Raw genomic sequence first — 24,975 nt, forward strand, 5'->3', positions numbered from 1 at the left:
AGATTATGCGGCGCGGTAGGCTTGTCCCCGACAAAGGGAATAAGAAGTTGGCGGAAAGTAAGATGCCCGGGCGTCCGTTCTATCAGCCAGGTGCCAGCAGCGTCGAAGGCCTGCCGCTGGCCTTGCAGATGTTCCATAACCACCCGCTGGTGATGCTGAAGCCGCATTGGCACGCCCAGGTCGAGGTGAACTTCATCGTGCGGGGCAGCGTGCACTACCGCATGGCGGAGCATGAGATCGCGCTGTCGGCCGGCGAGATGTGCCTGTTCTGGGGCGGCCTGCCGCACCAGATGGACGATCTGACGGACGATGCGATCTATGCCGGCGCGCATCTGCCGCTGGTGCATTTCTTCAGGCTGCACCTGCCGGCCGATGTCAGGCACCGGCTGATGACCGGCGCGACGCTGGTGACGAATGCCACCGATCAGTCCGACGACGACAATTTCAAACGCTGGAACGATTATGCGCGCTCGGGCGACGCGGCGAAGGCCGAGCATGCCGTCAACGAGCTGTTGTTGAGGCTCGAGCGGGTGCGTTTCGAACCTTACCGGCTGGTGCCGGGAACCACGGCCGGACAAGGGGCGGGCAGTCCCTTCGACCAGCAGTCCTCGCGCAATGTCGGGCGCATGTGCGATTTCATCGCCGAGAATTTCCTCTACGACATCGACTGCGTGAACATAGCGGCCGCCGCCGACATCCATCCGAAATACGCCATGAGCCTGTTCAAGAAATCGACCGGCATGACGCTCAACGAATATGTGAATCTTTTGCGGCTGAGCTACGCGCAGGCGCTTTTGATGCATGAGGGCGCCAACGTGCTGAAGGTCGCGATGGACTCGGGCTTCGGCTCGCTCAGCGCCTTCAACAAGTCGTTCCGCAAGCTTGCCGGCATGTCGCCCTCCGATTTCCGCAGGGCGGGCGTCCGGTAGCCGCAGACTATTGCGTCGATCAGGCGGCGGGTGCCTTCACCGCCGGAAAGCTGACGATCACAACAAGCCCCGGATTGTTGTCCGCCAACACGATGGTGGCGCCATGCAGGTCGGCCACCGCCTTGACGAGGCTGAGGCCAAGGCCGCTGCCGGGCGTCGTGCGGCTGGAATCCAGCCGGTAGAGCCGCTGGAAGACCTTCTCGCGCTCTTCGGGCGGAATGCCGGGGCCGTTGTCGCGGACATGGACGAGGATGCTGTCGTCCCGGCGGGACACCGCCAGCTCGATCGCCGTGCCCGGCGGGCAATGCCGCAGCGCGTTCTCGACCAGATTGGAGAGCATCTGCATGAGCAGGTCGCGATCGCCGTGGATATACCGTTTCGTATCCGGAACGAGCTTTGTGGCCAGGGATTTCCCGTCGTCCTCGGCGACATCGGCATAGACCTCGCCGATGGTCTCGACGATGCCGCCGACGTCGAGATCGACGAAGCGGGCCTTGCGCGCCCCGGCCTCGATCTGGGCGATGCGCAGCAAAGCGTCGAACGTCTGGTTGATCTGCAGGCTTTCGGCGCGCGCATCGGCCAGCTCGCCGGTGACATCCTCGCCCGATGCCGTCTTGTCGGCGGCCTGCTCCAGGATCATCTGCAGGCGGTTGAGCGGTGTCTTCAAGTCATGCGCGATGTTGGCGCTCACCTCCCGCATGCCGTCGACCAGCGCCGACAGCCGGTCGAGCGCGGCGTTCACCTGGGTGGACACCGCGTCGATGTCGTCGCCATTGCCGATCAGCGGGATGCGCGCGTCGAGCCGTCCGTGCGAGACGTCGACCATGGTGGCGGCAATGCCGTCGAGGCGCCGCTGGACACGCGAGGCAAGCAGGGCGCCGCCGGCGATCGCCAGGCCGGTGATGAACAGCGTGCCCCAGCCGAAGCTCATCAGTACGATGGTCTCCAGCTCGTCGGTCCCGGCGAGCGAGAAGGCGACCGTCAGATTGTTGCCGCCAACCTCGCCCGTATAGGCGCGGTACATCGTGTCGGGCGGCACGCCCGGCAATCTGACTGCGAACATCGAGAAACCGTCGGGCAGGCCGGAAGCGGTGAAGTTTCCGGCCAGATGGTTGCCGTCGGGATCGGTCAGCGAGAAAAGCTGGTCCTTGTCCGGGCTGAGGTCGGCATTGTTTTTGACCGAGGCGATAAGGTCGTCCCTGTCGTTCTCCGCATAGGTCAGGGCGACGACCGAATAGGTCTCCTTGATGGATTGATCCAGCCGTCTCGCCAGGTCGGCGCTCATCAATTGATAGACGATCGCGCCGGACAGGATGAAGGCAAGCACGAACAGGAAGGCGAAGGTCAGCGCCAGCCGGAACGGCGTGCTGCGCAACAGGCTGAGAGGGGTGTCTTTCATCGTGTCAGGCGGGCTTCGGCCAGAACAGCCAGAGCAGCGCCAGCGCCGCAACGATCCAGACCGCGATCATGAAGATCAGGCCGGCCCTGCTGCCCGGCCTGGCGCGGTGCGCGGCCTCGGCGCGGAATTCCTGCATGAGATCGGGCGGGACCAGCTTGACCGCCAGCATGATGCCGAGCGGGACGATCAAAAGGTCATCCAGGTAGCCGACGACCGGGATGAAGTCCGGGATGAGATCGATGGGGCTGAGGGCATAGGCCGCGACCGCCCCGGCGGTCGCCTTCGCATACCAAGGTACGCGGTGGTCGCGGGCGGCAAGCCACAATGCCACCGTGTCGCGCTTGATGGCGCGCGCCCATCGCTTTGCAGTATCCAGCATCGGCATGTCGCTTATATACGGACAGCCGGTCGGACGCGCGAGATGCGATCACGCATGGATCGTCAACCCGGTGCGTGCAGGCTGTAGCCGGTGTTGCGCACGGTATGGATGAGCGGCACGTCGAACGGCCTGTCGACCTTGGCTCTCAGCCGGCTGATATGGGTCTCGACGACACTGGTCTTGGGATCGAAATGGAAGTCCCAGACGCGCTCCAGCAGCATGGTGCGGGTGATGACGCGGCCCTCGCCGCGCATCAGCACTTCGAGCAGGCTGAATTCCCGGGGCTGCAGGTCGATCGCCTGGCCCTGCCTGGTCACGCGCCGCATGATCAGGTCCATTTCCAGATCGGCAACGCGCAGAGCCGTCTTCTGCTCCTGCGCCGCCGGCCGGCGGCCGAGCGCGTTGATGCGGGCAAGCAGCTCCGAAAAGGCGAACGGTTTGACGAGGTAGTCGTCGCCGCCGGCCTCCAATCCCTCGACCCGGTCGTCGACGCCGCCGATCGAGGTCAGGAATATGGCCGGCGTCTGGATGCCTGCGGCACGCACCGCCTTGATCAGGGAAAGACCGTCCAGGCCGGGGATCATGCGGTCGGCCACGATGACGTCATAGGCATCGCGGGTGGCCGCGATGAGCGCGTCATGGCCGTTGCGCAGGAGATCGCAGGCGTGTCCGGCCTCGGTCAGCCCCCTGACGATGTAGTCGGCGGTCCTTGGGTCATCCTCAACCAGCAGAAGTCGCATGTTGGCCTGTCGTCCGGAGTCCAGCGCAAGCGGCATGCTAGCATCGGCGACGGCCCATTCCCACAAGCCCGGCTTACGCGCGCCTGTACGGTTCCTTACAAATTCGTAAGGATGATCGAAAATACTGATGAGGCCTCGCAATGGGGCGGGAGAAAGGCTAGGGGATAAACGTCCTTGCCCGGGCCGGAGTGACTGATCCCGAATGGCTTACACATCACTCAAGTCAGCGCCAAAGGCGTTCGACCAGCACAAGCGCCTGATCGTCGTCCAGGCCGCCGCCGTGGTGGCCATCGTCCTGCTCCTGTTTTCCAGGCCGTTTCTCAGCGAGGGCTCGAACGGGCACGAGCTGATGGAGACCGCCGGCTTCGGCCTTGTGCTCGTCTGCTTTCTTGGCCGGCTGTGGAGCATCCTTTATGTCGGCGGCAGGAAGAATGACGAGCTGATCGTCTCGGGTCCGTTCTCGATGACCCGCAACCCCCTCTATTTCTTCTCGACCATCGGCGCGGTCGGCATCGGGCTGATGTTCGGATCGGTGCTGGCGGCAGCGGCGCTGGGGCTCGCAAGCTTCCTCGTTTTCCGGTTCACCGCCCGCATGGAGGCCGAGTTCCTGTCCGGCAAGTTCGGCGCCGCCTACGCCGCCTATGCCGAGCGGACGCCCCGGTTCTGGCCGAACCCGCTGCTTTACCAGGACCAGGATCAGTGGCTTTTTTCCACCGGCGCGCTGAAAAGCACGTTCCGGGACGGGCTTTATTTCCTGGCCTTGTTTCCGCTCATCGAAACGGTCGAGTATTTTCGCATGACGGGCGTGCTGCCGACCTTGTTTACCGTCTATTGATATTTCACCGCTCAACCCAAAGCGGATCGCGCCGAAACGAATTCAGGCGACGCGCTTCAAGTCTTTGTTTTGATGCATGTTATTGTCCCAAAACCGCTGCGCGCTTTTGGGCGACATGCATTGAGCCGATTTGCACCCAAAAGAAGTCAGCGGCAACGCCTTGATGGCCTGAGCCGATCGAACATAAAGGTCGGGTCTGAACCTTGGCTGGCGGTAACACGATGGACGCTCGCATATCGAAGCGCAAAATACCCGGACGGATGTCGGTTTTTGAGCTCGACGCCCTGCGGGAGGCTTTCAGGCGATCCGTTCGCGAGAACAACGTCACCGAAGTCGAGTGGGCCGAACACGCCAAGCTTTTCGTCAAAAGAGCGACCTATAGAGAAAGCCGCGCGATCAAGGCCTGACTGGCCTGACGCCCTGCGGTCGCGGGTGCCGCGCCTCCGTTTCCCCCGGCGTTACGCTGCCGTCTCCTGACGGTAGACGAGTCCAGCCTCCTTCAACGGATGACAAGGCGGCGAACATGTCTTTGACGGATCCGTACCGATTGACGGTCTGTATCCTTCGGTGTCCGTTGAATCGCGGTATTGCTCCAACTATTTGTTTTCACGCAATTCCGAGGTGAAAAGCCGTTTTACGCTGCCTTGGCATTGCGCTGGAGCAACAAATGAATTTGAGCGGCCGAGCGAGCCGATCTGAACCGGAACGGAGCACATGAAGAAGATCGGATTTTTGTCGTTCGGGCATTGGTCGCCCTCGCCGCAATCGGGCACGCGCTCGGGTGCCGACGCGCTGCTGCAGTCGATCGACCTTGCGGTGGCGGCCGAGGAGCTCGGCGCCGACGGCGCCTATTTCCGCGTCCATCATTTCGCCCGTCAGCTCGGCTCGCCCTTTCCACTGCTTGCCGCCGCCGGCGCCAAGACCAAGCGCATCGAGCTTGGCACCGCCGTCATCGACATGCGTTACGAGAACCCGCTTTATATGGCCGAGGATGCGGGTGCGGCCGACCTCATCGCCGGCGGCCGGCTGCAGCTCGGCATCAGCCGCGGCTCGCCCGAGCAGGTGATCGATGGCTGGCGCTATTTCGGCTACGTGCCGGAAGAGGGCAAGACCGACGCCGACATGGCGCGCCGCCACGCCGAGATTTTTCTCGACCTCTTGCGCGGCCAGGGTTTCGCCCAGCCCAATCCCAGGCCGATGTTTCCCAATCCGCCCGGTCTGCTCCGGCTCGAGCCGTTCTCCGAGGGCCTGCGCGAGCGCATCTGGTGGGGCGCGGCCACCAACGCCACCGCCGAATGGGCGGCCAAGCTCGGCATGAACCTGCAGAGCTCGACGCTCAAATTCGACGAGAGCGGTGAGCCGCTGCACATCCAGCAGGCCGAGCAAATAAGAGCCTACCGCGCCGCCTGGAAGGAGGCCGGCCATACCAGGGAACCGCGCGTCTCGGTCAGCCGCAGCATTTTCGCCCTGGTCAACGACATGGACCGCGCCTATTTCGGCGGCAGCGAGGGCGAGGACCATTTCGGCTATATCGAGCCGGAAAAGCGCGCCGTGTTCGGCCGAACCTATGCCGCCGAGCCGGACGTGCTCGTCGAGCAGCTCAGGCAAGACCAGGCGATCGCCGAGGCCGACACGCTGCTGCTCACCGTGCCCAACCAGCTCGGCGTCGCCTACAACGCCCATGTCATCGAGGCGATCCTGAAGCACGTCGCGCCGGCGCTGGGCTGGCGGTGATTTGGCGAAAACGGCGAGGCGCGTAATCTCCCCCCTTGCGGGGGAGATGGCCGACAGGCCAGAGGGGGTCGCCTCACGTAAATCGCCGACCTGATCTCTTGTCGCAGAAGGGCGCCGGCGCTTCACGCGCGGCGACCCCCTCTGTCGCCTTCGGCGACATCTCCCCCTCAAGGGGGGAGATTGGCGCCGGCGCCCTCCCGTCCGCCTTACCATCGATATTGACACCTGATAAAATGTCGCCCTAGTTTGCGTAATCGGTTACGTAACCGATTACGGCTCATCAAAAGTGGAGGAAAGCATGAGCAAGGTTTCAACTACCCATGGGCTCGATCTCGGCTCGTTCTCGCGCCGCCAGTTCCTCAAGACCAGCGCGCTGGCGGCCGGCGCGCTCGCCTTGCCGCTCGGTCCGGCGTTCGCCGCCGACAAGCCGAAGGTCGGCCTGGTGATGAAGTCGCTGGCCAACGAGTTCTTCAAGCAGATGCAGGCCGGCGCGGAGGAATACGCGGCCAAGAACAAGGACAAGTTCGATTTCGCCGCCGTCGGCATGAAGGACGAGCGCGATTTTGCCGCTCAGGTCGACGCCATCGAGAACTTCATCACCCAGAACTACAACATCATCGTCGTGGCGCCGGCCGATTCGAAGGCCATGGTCACGCCAATCGCCAAGGCGCTGAAGGCCGGCATCAAGGTCATCAACATCGACGTTGCGCTCGACGAGAAAGCCAAGAAGAAGGCCGGCGTCGACCTCGCCTTCTTCGGCCCGGACAACCGCGCCGGCGCCAAGCTCGCCGGCGATGCGCTCGGCAAGGCGCTGGGCAAGGGCGGCAAGGTCGTCATCCTCGAGGGCAATCCGGAGGCCGACAACGCCAAGCAGCGCAAGCTGGGCTTCGACGATTCGGTGAAGGAGTACAAGCTGAAGCTGCTCGACTCCAAGACGGCGCATTGGGAGACCGAGGAAGCCAACACGCTGATGACCAACTTCCTCACCCAGCATCCCGATATCCAGGGCGTGATGGCGGCGAACGATTCGATGGCGCTCGGCGTCGTCAAGGCGATCGACGCGGCCGGCAAGTCCGGCCAGATCAAGGTTGTCGGCTTCGACAACATCCCGGCCGTCGGCCCGCTGCTCAAGGAAGGCAAGATGCTCGCCACCGTCGAGCAGTATGGCGCGCAGATGGCGGCCATGGGCATCGATTACGGCCTGCGCGAGCTTGCCGGCGAGAAATTCTCCGGCTGGGTCAAGACCGACGTGAAGCTGATCACCGCTTGAGGCGAGCACGGGCGCCGGCACTCCCTCTGGCGCCATCCATTCGCTTGTCTCATCATCGCCGCCGGCAAACTGTCGGCGGCGATGACCGCGCGCTCATACCGGTTTGCGGCGGAAGAGCGCCATTCAGGATTGCTGCATGGACGATGTGATTCTTTCCCTTGAAGGGGTCGGAAAGATCTTTCCCGGCGTCGTCGCGCTGAGCGAGGTCTCGCTGTCGATCGCGCGCGGCGAAACCCATATCGTGCTCGGCGAGAACGGCGCCGGCAAGTCGACGCTGATCAAGCTCTTGGCCGGCATCTATCAGCCGGACAGCGGCACCATCGCTTTCAACGGCCAGCCCTACCAGCCGAAGACGCCGCACGATGCGCAGCAGAGCGGCATCCGCATCGTGCATCAGGAGCTGAACCTTCTGCCCTATCTCAGCATCGCCGAGAATCTGATGCTGGAAAACCTGCCGCGCCGCGCCTTCGGCATCGTCGACCGCAAGGCGCTCAACCGCCGCGCCGTCGCGCTGCTCAAGGAGGTCGGCCTCGACGTCGATCCGCGGACGCGGGTCGAGGCGCTCGGCGTCGCGCAGATGCAGCTCGTCGAGATCGCCAAGGCGCTGAGCTACGACAGCAAGCTTCTGGTGCTCGACGAGCCGACCGCGACGCTGACGCCGCCCGAGATCGCGCGGCTCTTTTCCATCATCAAGCAGCTCAAGGCCAAGGGCGTCACCATCATCTACATCTCGCACCGCCTGCACGAGGTGTTCGAGATCGGCGACCGGGTCACCATCTTGCGCAACGGCAGGCTGGTCGCGACCCGCGAGCTCCACGGCCTTAGCGTGCCGGATATCGTGCGGATGATGATCGGCAGAGACATCGCCGACGAATTTGGCTTCGATGCCTCGATCGCGCCGGGGAAGGTCGCGCTCAGCGTCGCCAATCTGAAGCGCAACGCCGCGACGCCGGAAATCTCCTTCTCGGTTCGGCATGGCGAGATCCTGGGCGTCGCCGGCCTGGTCGGCAGCGGCCGCACGGAAGCCATGCGAGCCCTGTTCGGCGCCGATCCCAAGCTCGACGGCGTCGTCGAGATCGACGGCAGGCCGGTGGCGATCACGGCGCCCAAGGATGCCGTGCGGCACGGACTGAGCCTGCTCACCGAGGACCGCAAGGGCCAGGGCCTGCTGCTCGACCTGGCCGTCGACAAGAACATCACCATCACCGATCTCGGCAAGGTCTCGCGCCACGGGCTGGTCAACCGCCGGGCCGAAGCCGCGGCCGCGAACGACCTGGTCGGGCAGCTGCGCGTCAAGGCGAGCTCGATCGAGCAGGCCGTGCGCAATCTTTCCGGCGGCAACCAGCAGAAGGTGGTTTTAGCCAAGTGGCTGTTCCGCGGCACCTCGACGCTGATCCTCGACGAGCCGACGCGCGGTGTCGACATCGGCGCGCGGCGCGAGATCTACCAGCTCCTGTGGATGCTGGCGGCGGCACAGAAGGGCATCATCATGGTGTCGTCCGACCTGCCGGAGCTGATGGGCATGTGCCACCGCATCATCGTCTTTTCCAAGAACAGAATTGTCGGCGAGGTGCCGCGAGCCGAATTCGACCAGGAGCGCATCCTGTCGCTCGCCTACCAGGAGTATGTGCGACCATGAGCGAGACGTCCGACGCAATCGTTTCGGCGCCTGTTTCCCCCGGAAGGGCGAAGTTCCTGCGTTTCCTGGTGCGCGATGCCGGCGTGCTGCTCGCGCTGGTGCTGATCACGCTGTTCTTCTCGGTCAGCGCGCCCTATTTCGCCACGCCCGGCAACGCGCTGAAGATCTTCGTCCAGATCGCCATCAACACGGTGCTCGCCGCCGGCATGACCTTTGTCATCCTCACCGGCGGCATCGACCTTTCGGTCGGCTCGGTGCTGGCGCTTTGCACCGTGGTGGGCGCCACCGTCATGATCGACGAGAGCCTGTCGCCGGCGGCGGCGATCACGCTGGCGCTATTGGCCTGCATGGCGACGGGTGCTGTCTGCGGCTTCCTCAACGGCTGGATCTCGACCCGCTGGAAGATCCCCTCCTTCATCGTCACGCTCGGCATGCTCAACATGGCGGCGGGCGCCGCGCGCGTGGTCAGTGACAATTCGACCATCACCGGCCTGCCGCAGAGCTTCGTCGATTTCGGCAACCTCATCATCGGCGGCTTCCTGCCGTCGATCTTCCTGGTTGCGGTGCTGGTGATCGCGGCCGGCTGGTTCGTGCTGCGCTTGACCGTCTTCGGTCGCATGATCTTCGCGGTCGGCACAAATGACGAGGCGGTGCGCCTCTCCGGCCACAATCCGGACTTCTACAAGGTCGCCGCCTTCACCATCAGCGGCCTGACGGCCGGCATCGCGGCCATGGTCTATCTGCTGCGCTTGAACATCGGCAGCCCGATCGCCGGCGTCGGCTACGAGCTCAACGCGATCGCCGCCGTCATCATCGGCGGCACCAGCCTCAGCGGCGGCAAGGGCTCGATCATCGGCACGCTGGTCGGCGCCTGCATCCTGCAGGTCTTGAGCACCGGGCTGCAGCTGCTCGGCGTCGGCGACAATTTCAAACCCATCGTGATTGGCCTTGTCATCGTGCTCGCCGTCATCCTAGACGCGTATCGGGAGAGGCTGTTGCGGAAAATCCGCTAGGGAGCCAGGGGAACCAGGGACCATGACGACGATTGCCGATGTCGCACGCTATGCGGGGGTGTCCGTCGCCACCGTCTCGCATGTGATGAACCGCACGCGCCATGTCGAGCCGGAGACGGCCGAGCGCGTGCGCGCGGCGATCACCGCGCTGCGCTACAGCCCGAACTCGCTGGCGCGGAGTCTGCGGCGCGGCGAGACCAAGACCATCGGCCTGCTCTTGCCCGACAATTCCAACCCGTTTTTCGCCAGCGTTGCGCGCCAGATCGAGGATGCCGGCTTCGTCGCCGGCTACACGGTGATCCTGTGCAACTCCGACGGCAACGCCGAGAAGGAAGAGCGCTATCTGTCGGTGCTGCTGGCAAAGCAGATCGACGGACTGATCTTCGCCGGCTCGTCCGACCATGCGAGGGTGTTCTCGCGCCTTTCCGCCGCCGTGCCGGCGGTGCTGCTCGACCGCGAGATCCACTCCGTCAATGTCGATACCGTGCTGGTCGATCACGATCACGGCGGCTATCTCGCCGGCCGTCATCTCGTCGGGCTCGGCCACAAAAGGATCGGCGTTATCGGCGGCCCGCGCGATTCGAGCTCCAGCCCTGCCCGCGTGCGCGGCTTTGTCCGGGCGCTCGAGGAAGCGGGGCTCGAACTGCCTGCATCATCGGTGGTCGATTCCGACTATCACTTCGCCGGCGGCCGTCTGGCGATGGAGCGGCTGATGGCGCAAGCGCCGGAGATCACGGCGGTGTTCGCCTGCAACGACCTGATGGCCATGGGCGCGATCACCGCGCTGCGCACGCGCGGACTGCGCGTCCCCGACGACATGTCGCTGGTCGGCTTCGACGACATACCCTACGCGGTCACCACATGGCCGCCGCTGACGACGATCGCGCAGCCGGTCGAGAAGATCGGAACGCGGGCGGTGAGCCTGCTGCTCGAGCGCCTCGGCGAGCCGGCGGCGCCCTCGCGCCGCGAGGTTCTGACGCCGGTCCTCATCGAACGCGAAAGCTGCGCGCCTTTGCGGCAGTAGGGCGTAATCTCCCCCCTTGAGGGGGAGATGTCGCCGAAGGCGACAGAGGGGGTCGCTGCGCATGAAGCGCCAACCTCCATCTGCACAAGCAAGCCGAGCCCAGTCGGACCGACCCCCTCTGGCCTGCCGGCCATCTCCCCCTCAAGGGGGGAGATTACGCGCTCATTCCCTCATCAAGCGGCCGGCTGCATCGCGGCCCTGAGCAGCATGCCGAACAGGTCGCGCGGCTCGTCGGGGTCGGCGAGCAGGTCGAGCTCCTCATAGAGGCCGGTGGCCTGGAGCTGGTCGCGGACGTAGCGGAGCGCGGAAAAATCCTCGATGGCGAAGCCGACAGAATCGAACAGCGTGATCTGCTCGGGCGTCTTGCGGCCTTCGGCCTGGCCGGTCATCACCTGCCACAGCTCCGTCACCGGATGGTTGGCGTCGAGCTGCTGGATCTCGCCCTCGATGCGCGTCTGCGGCGGGAACTCGACGAAGATGTCGGAGCGCAGAAGGATGTCGCGATGCAGCTCGGTCTTGCCGGGGCAGTCGCCGCCGACCGCGTTGATGTGGACGCCGGAGCCCACCATGTTGTCGGTGAGGATGGTGGCGTACTGCTTGTCGGCGGTCACCGTGGTGATGATGTCGACGCCTTCGACCGCATCCTGCCCGGTCGAGCAGATGGTGATGTCGAAGCCCTTGCCGGCAAGGTTGCGGGCGCATTTTTCCGAAGCCTTGCGGTCGATGTCGTAGAGCCGCAGCCGGTCGATGCCGAGCAGCGCCTTGAAGGCGATGGCCTGGAACTCGGACTGGGCGCCGTTGCCGATGATGGCCATGGCGCGCGAACCCTTCGGCGCCAGGTATTTGGCCGCGACCGCGGAAGTGGCGGCGGTGCGCAGCGCCGTCAGGATGGTCATCTCGGTCAACAGCATCGGATAGCCGGAGCCGACATCGGCGAGCACGCCGAAGGCGGTGACCGTCTGGCGGCCCTCGCGCATGTTCTTCGGGTGGCCGTTGACATATTTGAAGCCGTAGAGGCGGCCGTCGCTGGTCGGCATCAGCTCGATGACGCCGTCATGGCTATGCGAGGCGATGCGCGGCGTCTTGTCGAACAGCTCCCAGCGGCGGAAATCCTCCTCGATATAGGCGGCGAGCTCGGTGAGGAATCGCTCGACGCCGATGGCGAGCACCAGCTTCATCATGCGGTCGACGCTGACGAAGGGAACGATGGCGAGGCGGGAAGGCTGGGTCATGGTCAGAGGCTTCCGGAATGGCTGCGGGTCGGGCGGTCCATGATGCGACGGCCCATCAGGCTGGCGGTGAGGTCGACCATCAGCGTCGCCGTTCGGCCGCGCTCGTCGAGGAACGGGTTCAACTCGACCAGGTCGAGGCTGGAGACCAGGCCGCTGTCGGACAGCATCTCCATCACCAGATGCGCCTCGCGGAAGGTGGCGCCGCCGGGCACGGTGGTGCCGACGGCCGGGGCGATCGACGGGTCGAGGAAATCGACGTCGAGGCTGACATGCAAGAGCCCGTCTTCCTTCTCCACACGGGCGAGGAAGGCGCGCAGCAGCGGTGCGATGCCGTGCTCGTCGATGGCGCGCATGTCGTGCACGGTCACGCCTGCCTCCTTCAGCGCGCGGCGCTCGGCCGGATCGACGCTGCGCAGGCCCATGGTGCAGACGCGGGCAGGATCGACCGCGGCGGGCAGATCCGGGAAATAGCCGTTGAAGCCGGGCCGGCCGCTGGCATAGGCGAGCGGCACGCCGTGCAGGTTGCCGCTGGTGGTGGTGTCGAGCGTGTGGAAATCCGGATGCGCGTCGAGCCAAAGCACGAAGAGCGGCCGGCCGCGTTCGGCGGCACGGCGCGCCACGCCGGATACCGTGCCGGCCGAGATCGAGTGGTCGCCGCCGAGGAAGATCGGCATGGCCTCCCTGGAGGCGGCGTAGGCGGTCTCGGCGATCGCCGCCGTCCAGGCGGAAATCTCCGGCAGCGCCTTCAATACGAGATTGCCGTGGACGAGGGCGCGTACCTCGGCCGGCTGGATGGCACCCCAGTCCTCAACCTCGTGGCCGAGTTCCGACAGCACCGAGACGAGCCCAGCCGTGCGCAGCGCGCTCGGCCCCATCTCGCATCCCATCCTGCCCGCGCCGTCCTGCACCGGCGCGCCGACGATCCTGCAGCGCATGATTCTTTTTAGCCCTTGCGATTGACCAAGGGATTGAACCATCGCGGCCTGGCGGTTTGAACAAGGAAAATTGGCATTTCGAAAAGATCATTCTATCATATTGGTCAGGAAGTTTGATCGAAATGGATAGTCATGGATGCGCTCGACGAAAGACTGGTGACGCTGCTGAGGCATGATGCGCGGCGCAGCGTCTCCGACCTCGCGGTCGATCTCGGAGTCTCGCGCGCCACGGTCAGGGCGCGCATGGAGCGGCTGGAAAAATCCGGCGAGATCATCGGCTATACGGTGGTGCTGCGCGCCGACGCGGTCGACCAGCGCATACGCGGCGTCATGATGATCGAGATCGAGGGCCACGCCGCCGATCGCGTGATCAGGGCGCTCGGCGGCTTCCCCGAAGTCTCGACCATTCATACCACCAACGGCCGCTGGGACCTGGTGGTGGAGCTGGGCACCGCTTCGCTGACCGATTTCGATGCCGTGCTGCGGCGGATACGGCTGATCCCGGGGATAACGGGGAGCGAGACCAGCCTGTTGCTTGCGACGCCGAGGACGACCAGGGCACGGCTGGGGTAGTTGCGGCAGAGGGGGATGTCTACCAAACGCGAAAAAGCCGCGGAAAACCGCGGCTTTTCGTTTGCTTGATCCCTGGAGGGAAACTGGAACGGGTGAGGCGATTCGAACGCTCGACCCCGCTTGGGTCGTCGGGCCATAACCCCTTCACCAGATTAATTGATCAACTGATCCCCTTGCCATCAACCGCGACGGTGTTGTCCGACGGAAGTTTGTCGCCAGCTTGCGGTGATTGCGATGTCACCATGATCTTGCTGTCTGGAAACTGAAGCGTGTATCCATCCATTAGCGTTATCGCTGACAGTGACATTATCTTGTCACTATACCCCAGTGTCACGCCAAAACGTTCGGCAAGTTCGGTCGCCGCAGCTACTGTCATGCCCACGAAGTTCGGAGCCGCCAGTGGTATGGCCATTCCAGATTTCATTGTTGGTATAGGGGATGGGATCGACCCGAGCGGAAATGACTTGCCCTGCTGTTTAGCGAAGTCAGCCGGCATGACCGCCCTGGTAACGTCACGCATCGCCTGCGAAGCGCAGCCTGCTACGACGTCCAGATCAGATTCGTAGCCGTTCGACGCCTTGATGAAGTCTGCGGCAGATGTCCCATCGGCGAACTCGCAGCGGTAGGCATTTTCAGTGATGAAATTGACCAGATTCAAGCTATCGAGGATACGGCTTCGTGTTTTAGCACAGATAGCAAGCACATCTGACGCATGCTGAATATCCGCTTCGTTAGGGGCTGGCGGCGCTTTTGCAATCGTCATTGGTGCCAATGTGGCAGAGTAGGGTACCGAATTTGCGGTTGGGTCATCGCGAAACGATGTCAACCACTTGCGCAGCATATCATAAAGATCCGAAGTGGAATTTGGTGAGCTAATATCCAAATCGACCGGGCCGCCTTCATGATACGTTTCGACATGGAGTTCGCTTGCATACCTCTGATGCAATTCGTCGAGCTTCATTTTGCCTTCAGCGGAAAAGGCGGAATAAGAACCACCAAGGCTGGCGGCAATCGACATTGCGTCTTGTTTAGACAGAGCGTCAATACGCATTACGGCGAAAAACAAGCCGCCACGATCGACACCACGTACGAACATGTTGCCATAGCGGCCGTTAAAAGCCCTAGAGTCGGCGATCAATAGCTTCGCGGCATCTGTTAGCTCTGGCTCATCTATGGACAGATATTCCAACTTGACGAATGCGCTGAGCATCAAAAATAGGGAGCTGCTTTGAACTTTCGATCGCTTGGCGAAATCGAACCGGGCGCTTGCGCCCTGAAAGGCGGGAACTCCATAACTTGCCTCGGCACTGATGCCCAAAGCGCTCTCGAGCTCTTCAGTTGTGGTGATGCGAGTAATGGACCAGCTCGCAGTCGAGCCCCCGGCACTCTTAACGCCCGTTATCTCCCCCTGAACAGCTCTGTTCATGGGACTACCCGTCGAATAATCCACGCCAATGCCAAAGTCATAGCTCTTGATCATCGGCACGACGACTTGAGTCAAACCCATCGAACTCTCCAATTTGCTGGTATGGCAAGCAAGGTGTAGTACGACTACGAAGAGTCACCATCTGGTAGACGCGAATGTGTTTGTCGCGATGGAAATTGGCAATTCCGAAACCGACGAAATCTCGACCGCCAGGAAGGGTACACCTTGATCCTGCGCCCTAAGAATGAGGCGCTGGTCCTGAGCTATCGGGAAATTCCGACCGCCCTAAAATACCACGCAGTTGGGATAACGCGTGTGAAGTGCGTCACGCCGTATGGACTTTCAGCGCGCTCTCCCCAACGGTTTGGTCTTGTAGAATTCAGCGACGATCTTGGATCATCGCCGCCGAGTGTGGACGGTTTCGAGAACGCGTCCCAGCGATGGCCGGGCTGGTAACCCGCTCGGGGATCCCGGCTCTTTGATCTGGCTCTTGCCGTTCGGGTTCTTCGTGCGTTCAAACGCGAAAAAGCCGCGGAAAACCGCGGCTTTTCGTTTGCTTGATCCCGGAAGGGAAACTGGAGCGGGTGAGGCGATTCGAACGCCCGACCCCAACCTTGGCAAGGTTGTGCTCTACCCCTGAGCTACACCCGCTCGCGCGGCCTTGGGCCGCAAGCCGCGCCTATATGGCCGAAGAGCGCGCCGATTGCAACAGGGAAATGACGGTCTTTTTGGAGCTAGCTCTTCATGCATGGAAGGCTCGCTCCGAACGGGCGGATTTCCGTGGCCCACGCGGGCGATCTTGCCCCGAGGGTGCCGTTGGCCGTAAACGGCATGACACTTCCGGACGATGCGAGGACCCAATGCCGAAGACCGAAGCCGAGCTCTACGCCTTTCTTGCCGATCTCGGCATTTCCGTCTCGACGGTGCGCCACCCGCCACTGTTCACGGTCGCCGATTCGCAGGCGCTGCGCGGCGAGATCCCGGGCGGGCATACCAAGAACCTCTTCCTCAAGGACAAGAAGGACAATTTCTTTCTCGTCACCGTCGGCGAGGACGCGGAGGTCGATCTCAAGCAGATTCATCACCTGATCGGCGCCGCCGGCCGCGTTTCCTTCGGCAAGCCGGAAATGCTGATGGAGCTGCTCGGCGTCATCCCGGGCGCGGTCACCGTGTTCGGCCTGATCAACGATACGGCCGGACGGGTGAAGGTCGTCCTCGACCAGGAACTGATGAACCACGACGTCATCAACGGCCATCCGCTGACCAACGAGGCGACGACGACCATCGCGGCGGCCGATCTCGTCAGATTCGTCGAGGCAACCGGCCACGATCCTGTTATCTTGAAAGTGTCATTATCTTGAAAGTCAGGGCTTGATCGCCACATGGAGGGCGAACCGAAATCCGACAATGACGCGCCGCGCCTTCATGCCGGCGGCGGCGCGACCGAAAGGGCGACGACATGAGTGACAACAATCCGTTCAGCGGCTCATTTGGCGGCAATTCCGGCCAGTACGCCCAATCCGTCCAGTATGGCGGGGCCGACCGTGCCAAGGTGTCGCTCGGCGAGGCGCCGGCGACGGCCGAGCTGATCAAGGACACCACGACCGCGACATTCGCGGCCGACGTCATCCAGGAATCGCGCCGCCAGCCGGTGCTGGTCGACTTCTGGGCGCCCTGGTGCGGTCCCTGCAAGCAGTTGACGCCGCAGCTCGAAAAGGCGGTCAAGGCGGCCGGCGGCAAGGTCAAGCTGGTCAAGATGAACATCGACGACCATCCCTCGATTGCCGGCCAGCTCGGCATCCAGTCGATCCCCGCGGTCATCGCCTTCAAGGACGGCCAGCCGGTGGACGGCTTCATGGGCGCCATTCCCGAAAGCCAGATCACGCAGTTCATCCAGAAGGTCGGCGGCAAGGGCGGCGGCGGCGCGCCGCAAATTACCGACGCGCTGGCAGCGGCCGGCGAGGCGCGCGAGGCCGGCGACGTCCAGACCGCGGCCGACATCTATGACGCCATCCTCGAGCAGGCGCCCGAAACCGTCGAGGCGATCGCGGGTCTGGGTGAGATCCTGTTCGAGGCCGGCGATGCTCCAGGCGCCGAGGCGGTGCTTGCGAAGGCGCCGGAGGACAAGAAGGACGCGCCGGCGCTTGCGGCGCTGCGCGCCAAGATGACGCTTGCGGCGGAAGCGGCCGCGCTCGGCAATCCGGCCGAGTTCGAGCGCCGGCTCGCCGCCAATCCGAACGATCATCAGGCGCGCTTCGACCTGGCGATGGTGCAGAATGCGCGCGGCGAGAAGACGCAGGCCGCCGACAACCTTCTGGCGATCGTCAAGGCCGACCGGACATGGAACGACGACGGCGCCCGGGCGCAGCTCCTGAAGTTCTTCGAGGCATGGGGGATGACCGACGAGGCGACGCTTGCCGCGCGGCGCAAGCTGTCGTCGCTGCTGTTCTCCTGAGCCTTTTGCCGGCTCTCTTGCTGGCCCCTGCCAGGTAAGGGGGCTTGCGGCGGGCGGCAACTGCGCCAAATAGGGCAGTGGCTCGCCCTGTCGATGGGTTGGATAGACCGGGCTGCGTCAGAGAAGATCGCAGGTTTGACACGCTGGCCGGCGACGCTTTTGGAGGGTTGAGGTGCAGGTCGGAAACGCCCGCTATCGGCTCGCGAGGGATCTGCCATCGGCGATCCCGGTATTTCCGCTCGCCGGCGCCCTGCTCTTGCCGGGCGGCCGTATGCCGCTCAACATCTTCGAGCCGCGCTACCTGCAGATGATCGATGAGGCGATGGCCGGGGCCCGGCTGATCGGCATGATCCAGCCCAGCCTTGACGGCGCGCTGCGCGACGACGGCGAGCCGGAACTCTGCAGCGTCGGCTGCGCCGGGCGCATCATCTCGCTCGCCGAGACCGGCGACGGGCGCTACCTGATTTCGCTGCAGGGCGTCTGCCGCTTCCGGGTCACGCAGGAGCTGGCGGTGAAGACACCATTCCGGCAGTGCCGGATCGCGCCGTTCCTCGCCGATCTCGAGGAGGACCAGGCCGCCGCCGAGGTCGACCGGCCGGCGCTGCTCAAGGCGTTCCGCGCCTATCTGCAGGCCAATGATCTCGAAGCCGACTGGGAAAGCGTCAGCCGCGCCGAGAACGCCATGCTGGTCAATGCGCTGTCGATGATGGCGCCCTATGGGCCGGCCGAGAAGCAGGCGCTGCTCGAAGCGGCGGACCTGAAGACGCGCGCCGAGACGCTGATCGCCATCACCGAGATAACGCTGGCGCGCGAGGATGAGGATTTTGGCTCGAGCATCCAGTAAGATGCGTCGATATTCAGGTGATGCCGGCCTGCAAACGGCGGCTTTCTGCGCTTCCGGTGCTCACGTACGTTAAGTACGCTCCGCTCCGGTTCTCGAAAACCGCCGTTTTCGACTCAGCCTAACCTGAATCTCAACACATCTCGCGTGGCGGGAGGACAATGCTAGTGGCGGATGGACGTGACGGGCGGAAGGCCACGGTCGACCCTAAACTGCTGGAACTGCTCGCCTGCCCGCTGACCAAGGGGCCGCTGAGCTGGGATCCGGACCGCAGCGAGCTGATCTCGCGGGTGGCGAAGCTTGCCTATCCGGTGCGCGACGGCATTCCGATCATGCTGCCGTCGGAAGCGCGCACGATCTCGGCCGACGATATGCTGACGCCGCCGCCGCCGCGGCTGAGCGGGCCGTCGTGAATGTCTTCCGCTGACGGACGCTTCCGGAAGGACGCCGCAAGCCTTCGAGATTGGCAAAGGCGTCTGTGATTACACAACGCCGCTGCAGCGGAGGAATCCGAAACGCTGGCGGGACGGTACCCCCCTCTGCCCTGCCGGGCATCTCCCCCGCAAGGGGGGAGATTGGCAGCCTGGGCGCCGCGCCCTTCTTTCGACGTCGACAATTGGCGAAAGCCGCGCAACATGCGATCTCCCCCCTTGCGGGGGAGATGTCCGGCAGGACAGAGGGGGGTGTGAAGGAACGCAACCTTCGCCATCCCAGGGTCTTCGCTCCTTGCTCCGCTCGAGGCCAACGGCCTCTACGCCTCACTGAAAATTCCGTCCCCTTGGCATGACCTGCTGTGCGGTATCCGACAGCGCGGCGATGTCCTGACGGACCGGCAGGCCGCGGCTCGCGGAGCGCTCCGGTCCATTCGATGACTCGGCGGGCTGATGCTCGATGGTGAGCGCCTGCAGCAGTACGCTCAGCCAGGAGGTCAGGTCCTCGATCCTGTCGGCGACGATGTGGATGACGTCCGATTCATGCTGCAGCTTGCCGGTGACGCGGATGAAGCGCGCGCCCATGATGATAGAGCGGAAGCGGTCGAAGACGCGCGGCCAGATGATGACGTTGGCGATCGACTTTTCATCCTCCAGGGTGAGGAAGATCGCATTGCCCTTGCTGGGGCGCTGGCGCACCAGCACCAGGCCGGCGACGGAGACGCGGCGGCCGTCGCGCACCGACGGCAGGCGGGCATTGGGCGTGATGCCGGCGCGGTCGAGCCGCTCGCGCAGGAAGGCGACGGGGTGCTCCTTTAGCGACAGGCCGAGCGCACGGTAGTCGTGGACGACATGCTCGCCGAGCGGCATTTTCGGCAGCTTCGTTTCCGGCTCCAGCTCACGCAGGCGAAGCGTGGGCTGGTCGAACAGCGGCAGCTTTTCGGCAGCACTCCTGCCGTCGAGCGCGCGCACTTCCCAGAGCGCGGCGCGGCGGTCGAGGCCGAGCGAGCGGAAGGCGTCGGCCTCGGCCAGCCTTTCGATCTCCCCGACATCGAGGCCTGACCGCAGCCAGAGATCCCTGACCGATCGATAGCCTTTGCCGCGCCGGGCGACGGCGGCCTCCATCCGCTCCTCGGACAGGCCCTTGATCTGGCGGAAGCCAAGCCTGACCGCATGAGCCGCCTCGATGACGCCGCGCATCGAGGCATGACGCTCGAGGATGCGGGACGAATCGAAGGCGGCCTGTTCCAGCGTGCAGTCCCAGACGGAGTGGTTGACGTCGACCTCGCGCACCTCGACGCCATGGTCGCGCGCGTCGCGGACGAGCTGGGCCGGCTGATAGAAACCCATCGGCTGCGCGTTCAGGATCGCGGCGCAGAAGACGTCGGGATAGAAGGTCTTGAACCAGCAGGAGGCATAGACCAGCAACGCGAAGGACGCGGCATGGCTTTCGGGAAAGCCGTATTCGCCAAAGCCTTCGATCTGCTTGAAGCAGCGCTCGGCGAACTCCTTCTCGTAGCCCTTGGCGACCATGCCGTCGATCATCCGCTGGCGGTAGTTGCCGATCGTGCCGGTGCGCTTGAAGGTGGCCATGGCGCGGCGCAATTCGTCGGCCTCGCCCGGCCTGAAGCCGCCGGCGACGATGGCGATCTTCATCGCCTGTTCCTGGAACAGCGGCACGCCAAGCGTCTTGCCGAGGATCTCTTCCAGCTCGGGCTTCGGGTATTCGGGCTTCTCCTTGCCTTGCCGGCGGCGCAGATAAGGATGCACCATGTCGCCCTGGATCGGGCCGGGCCGCACGATCGCCACTTCGATGACGAGATCGTAGAAATTCTGCGGCCGCAGCCGCGGCAGCATCGACATCTGGGCGCGCGACTCGATCTGGAAGACGCCCAGCGTGTCGGCCCGGCAGATCATGGCGTAGACGCGATCGTCCTCCGGTGGCAGCGAGTTCAGATCATAGGGACGGCCGTATTCATCGCGCGCTTCCGGATAATGCCGCGTCAGCAAGGTCAGGGCGCGTTTCAGGCAAGTCAGCATGCCGAGCGCCAGCACATCCACCTTGAGGATCTTCACCGCGTCGAGGTCGTCCTTGTCCCATTCGACCATCTTGCGCTCGTCCATCGCCGTCTTGACGATGGGCACGACCTCGTCGAGCCGGTCGCGGGTGATGACGAAGCCGCCGACATGCTGCGAGAGGTGGCGGGGAAAGCCCATGATCTCGTTGGCGCGCTCCAGCACTTGGCTGGACAGCGGGTCGGCGCGGTCGAGGCCGCCGGCATCGGTCTCCCTTTCGCCGAGCTCCGAGGTCGACCAGCCCCAGATGGTGCTCGACAGAGCGCTGCGGACGTCCTCGGAGAGGCCCATGGCTTTCGCCACTTCGCGCAAGGCCGAACGGCCGCGATAGCTGATGACGGCGGCCGCGAGTGCGGTGCGCTTGGCGCTGTATTTGTCGTAGATGTAGGCGATGACTTCGTCACGCCTTTCATGCTCGAAGTCGACGTCGATGTCGGGCGGCTCGTTGCGCTCCTCGGAGATGAAGCGCTCGAAGAGCGCGTCGATCCGGTCGGGGCCGACTTCGGTGATGCCGATGCAGAAGCAGATGACCGAATTGGCGGCCGAACCGCGCCCCTGGCAAAGGATGCTCTGGCTGCGGGCGAACTTCACGATGTCGTGGACGGTCAGGAAATAGCGCGCGTAGTTCAGCCGCTCGATGAGCGCGAGCTCTTCCTCGATGCGCCGCGTGACATGGGCGGGAACACCGGCCGGGTATCGGACGGCAGCCCCTTCCCGCGCCAGCCGCTCGAGCTCGGCCTGCGGTCCGAGGCCGGATTCGGTCGGCTCGTCCGGATAATTATATTCGAGGTCGCTGAGCGAGAATGTGAGCTCGTCGGCGAAGCGCAGCGTTTCAGCCAGCGCCTGCGGGTGCCGGCGGAACAGACGCGCCATTTCCAGCGGCGGCTTCAGATGGCGCTCGGCATTCACCGTCAGCTCCAGTCCGACCTCGGAAACCGGCGTGTTGAGGCGGATCGCGGTGAGCACGTCCTGCAGCGGCCGGCGGTCGGCGGCATGATAGAGTACGTCATTGGTCGCCATCAGCGGAACCCGCGCATGATCGGCCATCGCCGCCGCCTGCTCGATGCGGAAGCGGTCATTGCCGCCATAATCCGGCGCCACGGCCAGCCGGAGCGCCGAGCCGAAGCGATCCTTAAGCCGGCTAATGAGCGACAGATCGTTTTCCGCGCTCGTCGACAGACTGGGCAGGACCGCCAGCGACATCCGATCGCCCCATTCGAGCAGGTCGCTCAATTCAAGCAGCGTCGCGCCCTTCTCGTTCTCGTCGCGCAGATTGGCTTGCGTCAGCATGCGGCAGAGATGTCCCCAGCCCTTGCGGTCGTGGGGGTAGGCGAGGACGTCCGGGGTGCCGTCGCGGAAAACCAGGCGGCAGCCGGGGTAATAGGCCAGCTTCTCGACCTTGGCCTGCTGCCAGGCGCGCACGACGCCGGCAACCGTGTTCCTGTCGGCAAGCCCGATCGAGGCAAAGCTGTAGAATTTCGCCGTGACCACCAGCTCCTCGGGCTTGGAGGCGCCGCGCAGGAAGGAGAAATTCGACTGGATGCCGAACTCGGCATAGGGGATGGCGGTCAGCGCGTTCATGCGAACACCCCGTGCATGAACCAGCGCGGCGAGGCCTGCGAGGCGCCGTAGAGGCCCTGGCGGTAGAGCCAGTAGCGACGCCCTTCGCTGTCCTCGATGCGGTAATAGTCGCGGGTCGGCGCTTCCTCCTCGCCGGGCAGTTTTCGCCACCATTCGGCGGCGATGCGCTCCGGCCCTTCGGCGCGGGCGACACGGTAAAGCGCGCGCCGCCAGCGGAAATTCATCGGCGGGCCCTCGGGCATTTCGGTCGCCGGCACCTCGATCGGCTCGGGTGAGCGGAACAGCCGCACCGGCCGCTCCGGCGGATAGATGGTCATCGGCGGCGCTGCCCGGCCGGTCGCCGGCATGCGCCTTTGCGGTGCTTCCGCGAAAGGAACCGTGGTCACGGCGCGCTCCGGCAGATGGCTTTCGACGACCACCGGCTTCAGCACGGCGGCGTCGCCGAGGCGGGCGCGGATGCGGTCGGCGAACAAAGCGATGTCGGCATCGTCGTCGACCATTTCGCCGGTAAGGTCGCCCTGCAGCATGTCGAAGGCGGCAACCGAAAGCACGGAGAGCCGCACGAGGTCGAAGCCGAAGCCGGCGTCGATGTCCTGTTCAAGCGCTGCAAGCCTTTCGTGGAAGAGCCGCCTGATCAGCGTCGGCTCGCGCAGCGGGCGTGAGGTGCCGACCGTGACGCGGCTGACGGCGCCGTCGACGCGGAAGAGGAGAAGGGCGAGCGCCCTGGCGCCCTCGCCGCGGCGTTCGAGGTCGGTTTTCAAGGCCACGGCAAGCCGGCTCACCAGCCGCTCGATGTCGTCGGTGAGCACGACCGGTTCGGCAAGATGGCGCTCGACCGAGAGCGGCGCCACCGGCAGGCGCGGCGACACGGCCTCGTCGATGCGGCCGAGTGCCTGGTCGAGGCGCAGAAGCAAGGTGGCGCCGAAGCGGCGGGCGAGCGGCGCGCGGGGCGCGGCCATCACGGCGCCCGCCGTGCGCAGGCCAACGCTTTCGAGGCTGGCGCGGGTTTCCGGCGCGATGCGCAGCGCCGAAAGCGGCAGGGGCGCAAGCAGCGCCTCCTCCTCGCCGAAGGCTACGATGCGGTCGCCATGGAAGCGCGCCGCCGCCCAGGCGGCCCCCGGCGTGGAAGCAAGGCCGGCGCGGACGTCGAAACCCTGCTGGAAGAAGCGGGTGAGGATCTCGTCCTGCATGGCGCGCTCGCCGCCGAACAGATGCGTGCAGCCGGTGACGTCGAGGAACAGCCCGTCCTCGCCGTCGATCGCCACCAGCGGCGTGTAGCGGTCGCACCAGTCGGCAAGGCCCTCGAGCAGGCGGCGGTCGGCCTCCGGGTCGGCCTCCACCACATCGATCGACGGGTGCATGGCGCGCGCGTCGGCAATGCCCATGCCGCGTTTCAGCTTCAGCGCCTCAGCCCGCTCGTCGAGGGCCGCGATGCGCTGGGCGTTGCTGTCGCGATGGCTGATCACCAGCGGTGGGTGAGGCGGGGGCAGGTGATGCGACGGCCGGGAACGCCAGGACCGCCCCAGACGCTGGCGCAGGATCCGCTCCGCGCAGAGGTAGGGGAACCACAGCGACAGGATTCTCTGCCCGCTCTTCCTGGGGCCTTCTTTCCGCAAAAGCGTGCTCATCGGGGTTCCACTCCAGTGTGAATTGTCCGGGCAGGGCCGTGCGGCTCTTGCCGATATCGACGGTGAAGGCGGGGCGGCCGATCGAGCCGGCGAGCGGGCCGGCGACCGTCTTGCGGCTCGCCGCCGGCGCTGCCGAGACGATGAGGCGCACCGGCGCGGCGGTGGGCTCGGCCTCGCCGGCCTGGCGCAAAAGCAGCACCGGCCTGCCGGCATTCTGAGCCCGGGCGTGCAGGCGGCGCGTGGCGGTGAGGTCGAGAAGCCGCGGGCTGCCGCGGATCTCGAGCATGACGGCGGCGAAGGCCGTCATGCGGGCGGCCTCCTCGGCGATCCACAGCGCGTCCAAGAGCTTCGGCGCTTCGGAAAACAGCAATTGCTCCGGCTCGATGCCGAAGAGGGCATGGAGCCCGCTCGCATAGGGAAAGCCGGCCTCGCGGAAGATCTCGGCGGTGCCGACCCAGAGGATCGGCAGGCCCTGCTTTTCTCTGAGGATCAGGCTGGCGAGCGACAGCGCAAAGCCGGCGACGGCGCCGGCATCGCGGGTCTCCAACCCATGGATTTCGCTGAGCGCCGCCTTGGGCAGGCCGCCGCCGAGGGCTGTGTCGAGGCGTTCGATGCCGGTGTGCAGGAAGGCATCCTGCGGCGCCACGGCGAGGCCGCGCCGGATGATGTTGGTCCCGGGGGTGATGTCCAATCCGGCGGCATCGATGGATGCGCTCCGCGCCGGCGCTTCCAGGCGCTCGGGCAGCGTTCCCTCGATCTTCGCGATCTGGCGGCGCAGGGCAAAAACAGTGTCCCGCGCCACGGCGCTCATCGCCATGACGTTCACTTCCGGCAG

Annotated in this window: 21 protein-coding genes and 1 tRNA gene; 12 read left to right on the plus strand and 10 right to left on the minus strand. The window is 64.8% G+C overall.

What is annotated here, in order from left to right:
- Positions 1-62 precede the first annotated feature (62 nt).
- Entirely contained in the window at positions 63-929 is an 867-nt protein-coding gene (locus tag EJ070_RS09410; protein WP_126091101.1) for a helix-turn-helix domain-containing protein, read from the plus strand.
- A 19-nt stretch (positions 930-948) separates the two neighbouring features.
- Here EJ070_RS09410 and EJ070_RS09415 read toward each other — a convergent pair whose 3' ends face one another.
- The 3 genes from EJ070_RS09415 to EJ070_RS09425 are packed head-to-tail and all read right to left on the minus strand — an operon-like array spanning position 949 to position 3,447.
- Entirely contained in the window at positions 949-2,328 is a 1,380-nt protein-coding gene (locus EJ070_RS09415; RefSeq protein ID WP_126091102.1) for an ATP-binding protein, read from the minus strand.
- A 4-nt stretch (positions 2,329-2,332) separates the two neighbouring features.
- The gene (locus EJ070_RS09420) at positions 2,333-2,713 is read right to left on the minus strand and encodes a YkvA family protein (RefSeq protein ID WP_126091103.1); all 381 of its coding nucleotides are present in this window, start codon (positions 2,711-2,713) and stop codon (positions 2,333-2,335) included.
- 56 nt (positions 2,714-2,769) lie between these two features.
- Positions 2,770-3,447 (minus strand): winged helix-turn-helix domain-containing protein, encoded by a 678-nt coding sequence (locus EJ070_RS09425; protein ID WP_126091104.1) that lies wholly within the window; start codon positions 3,445-3,447, stop codon positions 2,770-2,772.
- Positions 3,448-3,649: 202 nt separating this feature from the next.
- Here EJ070_RS09425 and EJ070_RS09430 point away from each other — a divergent pair, with 202 nt between their 5' ends.
- The 6 genes from EJ070_RS09430 (at position 3,650) to EJ070_RS09455 (ending at position 10,962) form a co-directional block, all read left to right on the plus strand.
- Positions 3,650-4,282, plus strand: coding sequence for an isoprenylcysteine carboxylmethyltransferase family protein (locus tag EJ070_RS09430; RefSeq protein ID WP_126091105.1), 633 nt, complete (start codon positions 3,650-3,652; stop codon positions 4,280-4,282).
- 714 nt (positions 4,283-4,996) lie between these two features.
- A complete protein-coding gene (locus EJ070_RS09435) occupies positions 4,997-6,016 on the plus strand; it encodes an LLM class flavin-dependent oxidoreductase (RefSeq protein WP_126091106.1) in 1,020 nt (339 codons plus the stop codon).
- 298 nt (positions 6,017-6,314) lie between these two features.
- Positions 6,315-7,286 (plus strand): sugar ABC transporter substrate-binding protein, encoded by a 972-nt coding sequence (locus tag EJ070_RS09440; RefSeq protein ID WP_126091107.1) that lies wholly within the window; start codon positions 6,315-6,317, stop codon positions 7,284-7,286.
- A gap of 136 nt (positions 7,287-7,422) precedes the next feature.
- Entirely contained in the window at positions 7,423-8,925 is a 1,503-nt protein-coding gene (locus tag EJ070_RS09445; protein ID WP_126091108.1) for a sugar ABC transporter ATP-binding protein, read from the plus strand.
- Complete coding sequence (locus EJ070_RS09450) at positions 8,922-9,938, plus strand: ABC transporter permease (RefSeq protein WP_126091109.1); 1,017 nt, start codon at positions 8,922-8,924, stop codon at positions 9,936-9,938. The genes EJ070_RS09445 and EJ070_RS09450 overlap by 4 nt, the downstream gene beginning before the upstream one ends.
- Before the next feature lie 22 nt (positions 9,939-9,960).
- Positions 9,961-10,962, plus strand: coding sequence for a substrate-binding domain-containing protein (locus tag EJ070_RS09455; protein ID WP_126091110.1), 1,002 nt, complete (start codon positions 9,961-9,963; stop codon positions 10,960-10,962).
- Between the two features lie 173 nt (positions 10,963-11,135).
- Here EJ070_RS09455 and EJ070_RS09460 read toward each other — a convergent pair whose 3' ends face one another.
- Together EJ070_RS09460 and rocF are read right to left on the minus strand one after the other, a co-directional pair.
- Positions 11,136-12,194, minus strand: a complete 1,059-nt coding sequence (locus EJ070_RS09460) for an ornithine cyclodeaminase (protein WP_126091111.1) — start codon at positions 12,192-12,194, stop codon at positions 11,136-11,138.
- A 2-nt stretch (positions 12,195-12,196) separates the two neighbouring features.
- Complete coding sequence (rocF, locus tag EJ070_RS09465; RefSeq protein ID WP_126091112.1) at positions 12,197-13,129, minus strand: arginase; 933 nt, start codon at positions 13,127-13,129, stop codon at positions 12,197-12,199.
- A 132-nt stretch (positions 13,130-13,261) separates the two neighbouring features.
- On the opposite strand from rocF, the gene EJ070_RS09470 reads away from it, so the two are divergent.
- Positions 13,262-13,702: an Lrp/AsnC family transcriptional regulator gene (locus tag EJ070_RS09470; protein ID WP_126091113.1), complete on the plus strand. Its 441-nt coding sequence runs from the start codon at positions 13,262-13,264 to the stop codon at positions 13,700-13,702.
- Positions 13,703-13,862: 160 nt separating this feature from the next.
- Here the strand turns inward: EJ070_RS09470 and EJ070_RS09475 are convergent, their stop codons facing one another.
- Together EJ070_RS09475 and EJ070_RS09480 are read right to left on the minus strand one after the other, a co-directional pair.
- The gene (locus EJ070_RS09475) at positions 13,863-15,209 is read right to left on the minus strand and encodes a PASTA domain-containing protein (RefSeq protein WP_126091114.1); all 1,347 of its coding nucleotides are present in this window, start codon (positions 15,207-15,209) and stop codon (positions 13,863-13,865) included.
- Positions 15,210-15,704: 495 nt separating this feature from the next.
- Positions 15,705-15,779 (minus strand) — tRNA-Gly (locus EJ070_RS09480).
- Between the two features lie 209 nt (positions 15,780-15,988).
- Here EJ070_RS09480 and EJ070_RS09485 point away from each other — a divergent pair.
- The 4 genes from EJ070_RS09485 (at position 15,989) to EJ070_RS09500 (ending at position 18,837) form a co-directional block, all read left to right on the plus strand.
- Entirely contained in the window at positions 15,989-16,489 is a 501-nt protein-coding gene (locus tag EJ070_RS09485; protein WP_126091115.1) for a prolyl-tRNA synthetase associated domain-containing protein, read from the plus strand.
- 98 nt (positions 16,490-16,587) lie between these two features.
- Positions 16,588-17,583, plus strand: coding sequence for a thioredoxin (gene trxA / locus EJ070_RS09490; RefSeq protein ID WP_126091116.1), 996 nt, complete (start codon positions 16,588-16,590; stop codon positions 17,581-17,583).
- A gap of 172 nt (positions 17,584-17,755) precedes the next feature.
- Positions 17,756-18,427: an LON peptidase substrate-binding domain-containing protein gene (locus tag EJ070_RS09495; RefSeq protein ID WP_126091117.1), complete on the plus strand. Its 672-nt coding sequence runs from the start codon at positions 17,756-17,758 to the stop codon at positions 18,425-18,427.
- A gap of 158 nt (positions 18,428-18,585) precedes the next feature.
- Positions 18,586-18,837 carry a Trm112 family protein gene (locus EJ070_RS09500; protein ID WP_189350458.1) on the plus strand — a complete coding sequence of 84 codons (252 nt, stop codon included), beginning with the start codon at positions 18,586-18,588 and terminating at the stop codon, positions 18,835-18,837.
- 345 nt (positions 18,838-19,182) lie between these two features.
- On the opposite strand, the gene EJ070_RS09505 is transcribed toward EJ070_RS09500, so the two are convergent.
- Genes EJ070_RS09505 through EJ070_RS37010 form a run of 3 tightly spaced genes read right to left on the minus strand, consistent with a single transcriptional unit; the run spans position 19,183 to position 24,957 of the window.
- A complete protein-coding gene (locus tag EJ070_RS09505; RefSeq protein WP_126091119.1) occupies positions 19,183-22,512 on the minus strand; it encodes an error-prone DNA polymerase in 3,330 nt (1,109 codons plus the stop codon).
- Positions 22,509-23,978: a DUF6504 family protein gene (locus tag EJ070_RS09510; RefSeq protein ID WP_126091120.1), complete on the minus strand. Its 1,470-nt coding sequence runs from the start codon at positions 23,976-23,978 to the stop codon at positions 22,509-22,511. The genes EJ070_RS09505 and EJ070_RS09510 overlap by 4 nt, the downstream gene beginning before the upstream one ends.
- Positions 23,920-24,957 (minus strand): hypothetical protein, encoded by a 1,038-nt coding sequence (locus EJ070_RS37010; protein WP_126091121.1) that lies wholly within the window; start codon positions 24,955-24,957, stop codon positions 23,920-23,922. The genes EJ070_RS09510 and EJ070_RS37010 overlap by 59 nt, the downstream gene beginning before the upstream one ends.
- Positions 24,958-24,975: the final 18 nt, after the last annotated feature.

The organism is Mesorhizobium sp. M1E.F.Ca.ET.045.02.1.1, assembly GCF_003952485.1.
In the GTDB taxonomy this organism is placed as follows: domain Bacteria; phylum Pseudomonadota; class Alphaproteobacteria; order Rhizobiales; family Rhizobiaceae; genus Mesorhizobium.

Coding starts and splice junctions, on each gene's coding strand:
- EJ070_RS09435 (WP_126091106.1), top strand. CDS start 4,997: ATGAAGAAGATCGGATTTTTGTCGTTCGGGCATTGGTCGCCCTCGCCG.
- EJ070_RS09450 (WP_126091109.1), top strand. CDS start 8,922: ATGAGCGAGACGTCCGACGCAATCGTTTCGGCGCCTGTTTCCCCCGGA.
- EJ070_RS09445 (WP_126091108.1), top strand. CDS start 7,423: ATGGACGATGTGATTCTTTCCCTTGAAGGGGTCGGAAAGATCTTTCCC.
- EJ070_RS09485 (WP_126091115.1), top strand. CDS start 15,989: ATGCCGAAGACCGAAGCCGAGCTCTACGCCTTTCTTGCCGATCTCGGC.
- EJ070_RS09425 (WP_126091104.1), bottom strand. CDS start 3,447: ATGCGACTTCTGCTGGTTGAGGATGACCCAAGGACCGCCGACTACATC.
- rocF (WP_126091112.1), bottom strand. CDS start 13,129: ATGCGCTGCAGGATCGTCGGCGCGCCGGTGCAGGACGGCGCGGGCAGG.
- EJ070_RS09500 (WP_189350458.1), top strand. CDS start 18,586: ATGCTAGTGGCGGATGGACGTGACGGGCGGAAGGCCACGGTCGACCCT.
- EJ070_RS37010 (WP_126091121.1), bottom strand. CDS start 24,957: ATGGCGATGAGCGCCGTGGCGCGGGACACTGTTTTTGCCCTGCGCCGC.
- EJ070_RS09410 (WP_126091101.1), top strand. CDS start 63: ATGCCCGGGCGTCCGTTCTATCAGCCAGGTGCCAGCAGCGTCGAAGGC.
- EJ070_RS09470 (WP_126091113.1), top strand. CDS start 13,262: ATGGATGCGCTCGACGAAAGACTGGTGACGCTGCTGAGGCATGATGCG.
- EJ070_RS09430 (WP_126091105.1), top strand. CDS start 3,650: ATGGCTTACACATCACTCAAGTCAGCGCCAAAGGCGTTCGACCAGCAC.
- EJ070_RS09455 (WP_126091110.1), top strand. CDS start 9,961: ATGACGACGATTGCCGATGTCGCACGCTATGCGGGGGTGTCCGTCGCC.
- EJ070_RS09505 (WP_126091119.1), bottom strand. CDS start 22,512: ATGAACGCGCTGACCGCCATCCCCTATGCCGAGTTCGGCATCCAGTCG.
- EJ070_RS09475 (WP_126091114.1), bottom strand. CDS start 15,209: ATGGGTTTGACTCAAGTCGTCGTGCCGATGATCAAGAGCTATGACTTT.
- EJ070_RS09415 (WP_126091102.1), bottom strand. CDS start 2,328: ATGAAAGACACCCCTCTCAGCCTGTTGCGCAGCACGCCGTTCCGGCTG.
- EJ070_RS09440 (WP_126091107.1), top strand. CDS start 6,315: ATGAGCAAGGTTTCAACTACCCATGGGCTCGATCTCGGCTCGTTCTCG.
- trxA (WP_126091116.1), top strand. CDS start 16,588: ATGAGTGACAACAATCCGTTCAGCGGCTCATTTGGCGGCAATTCCGGC.
- EJ070_RS09460 (WP_126091111.1), bottom strand. CDS start 12,194: ATGACCCAGCCTTCCCGCCTCGCCATCGTTCCCTTCGTCAGCGTCGAC.
- EJ070_RS09420 (WP_126091103.1), bottom strand. CDS start 2,713: ATGCCGATGCTGGATACTGCAAAGCGATGGGCGCGCGCCATCAAGCGC.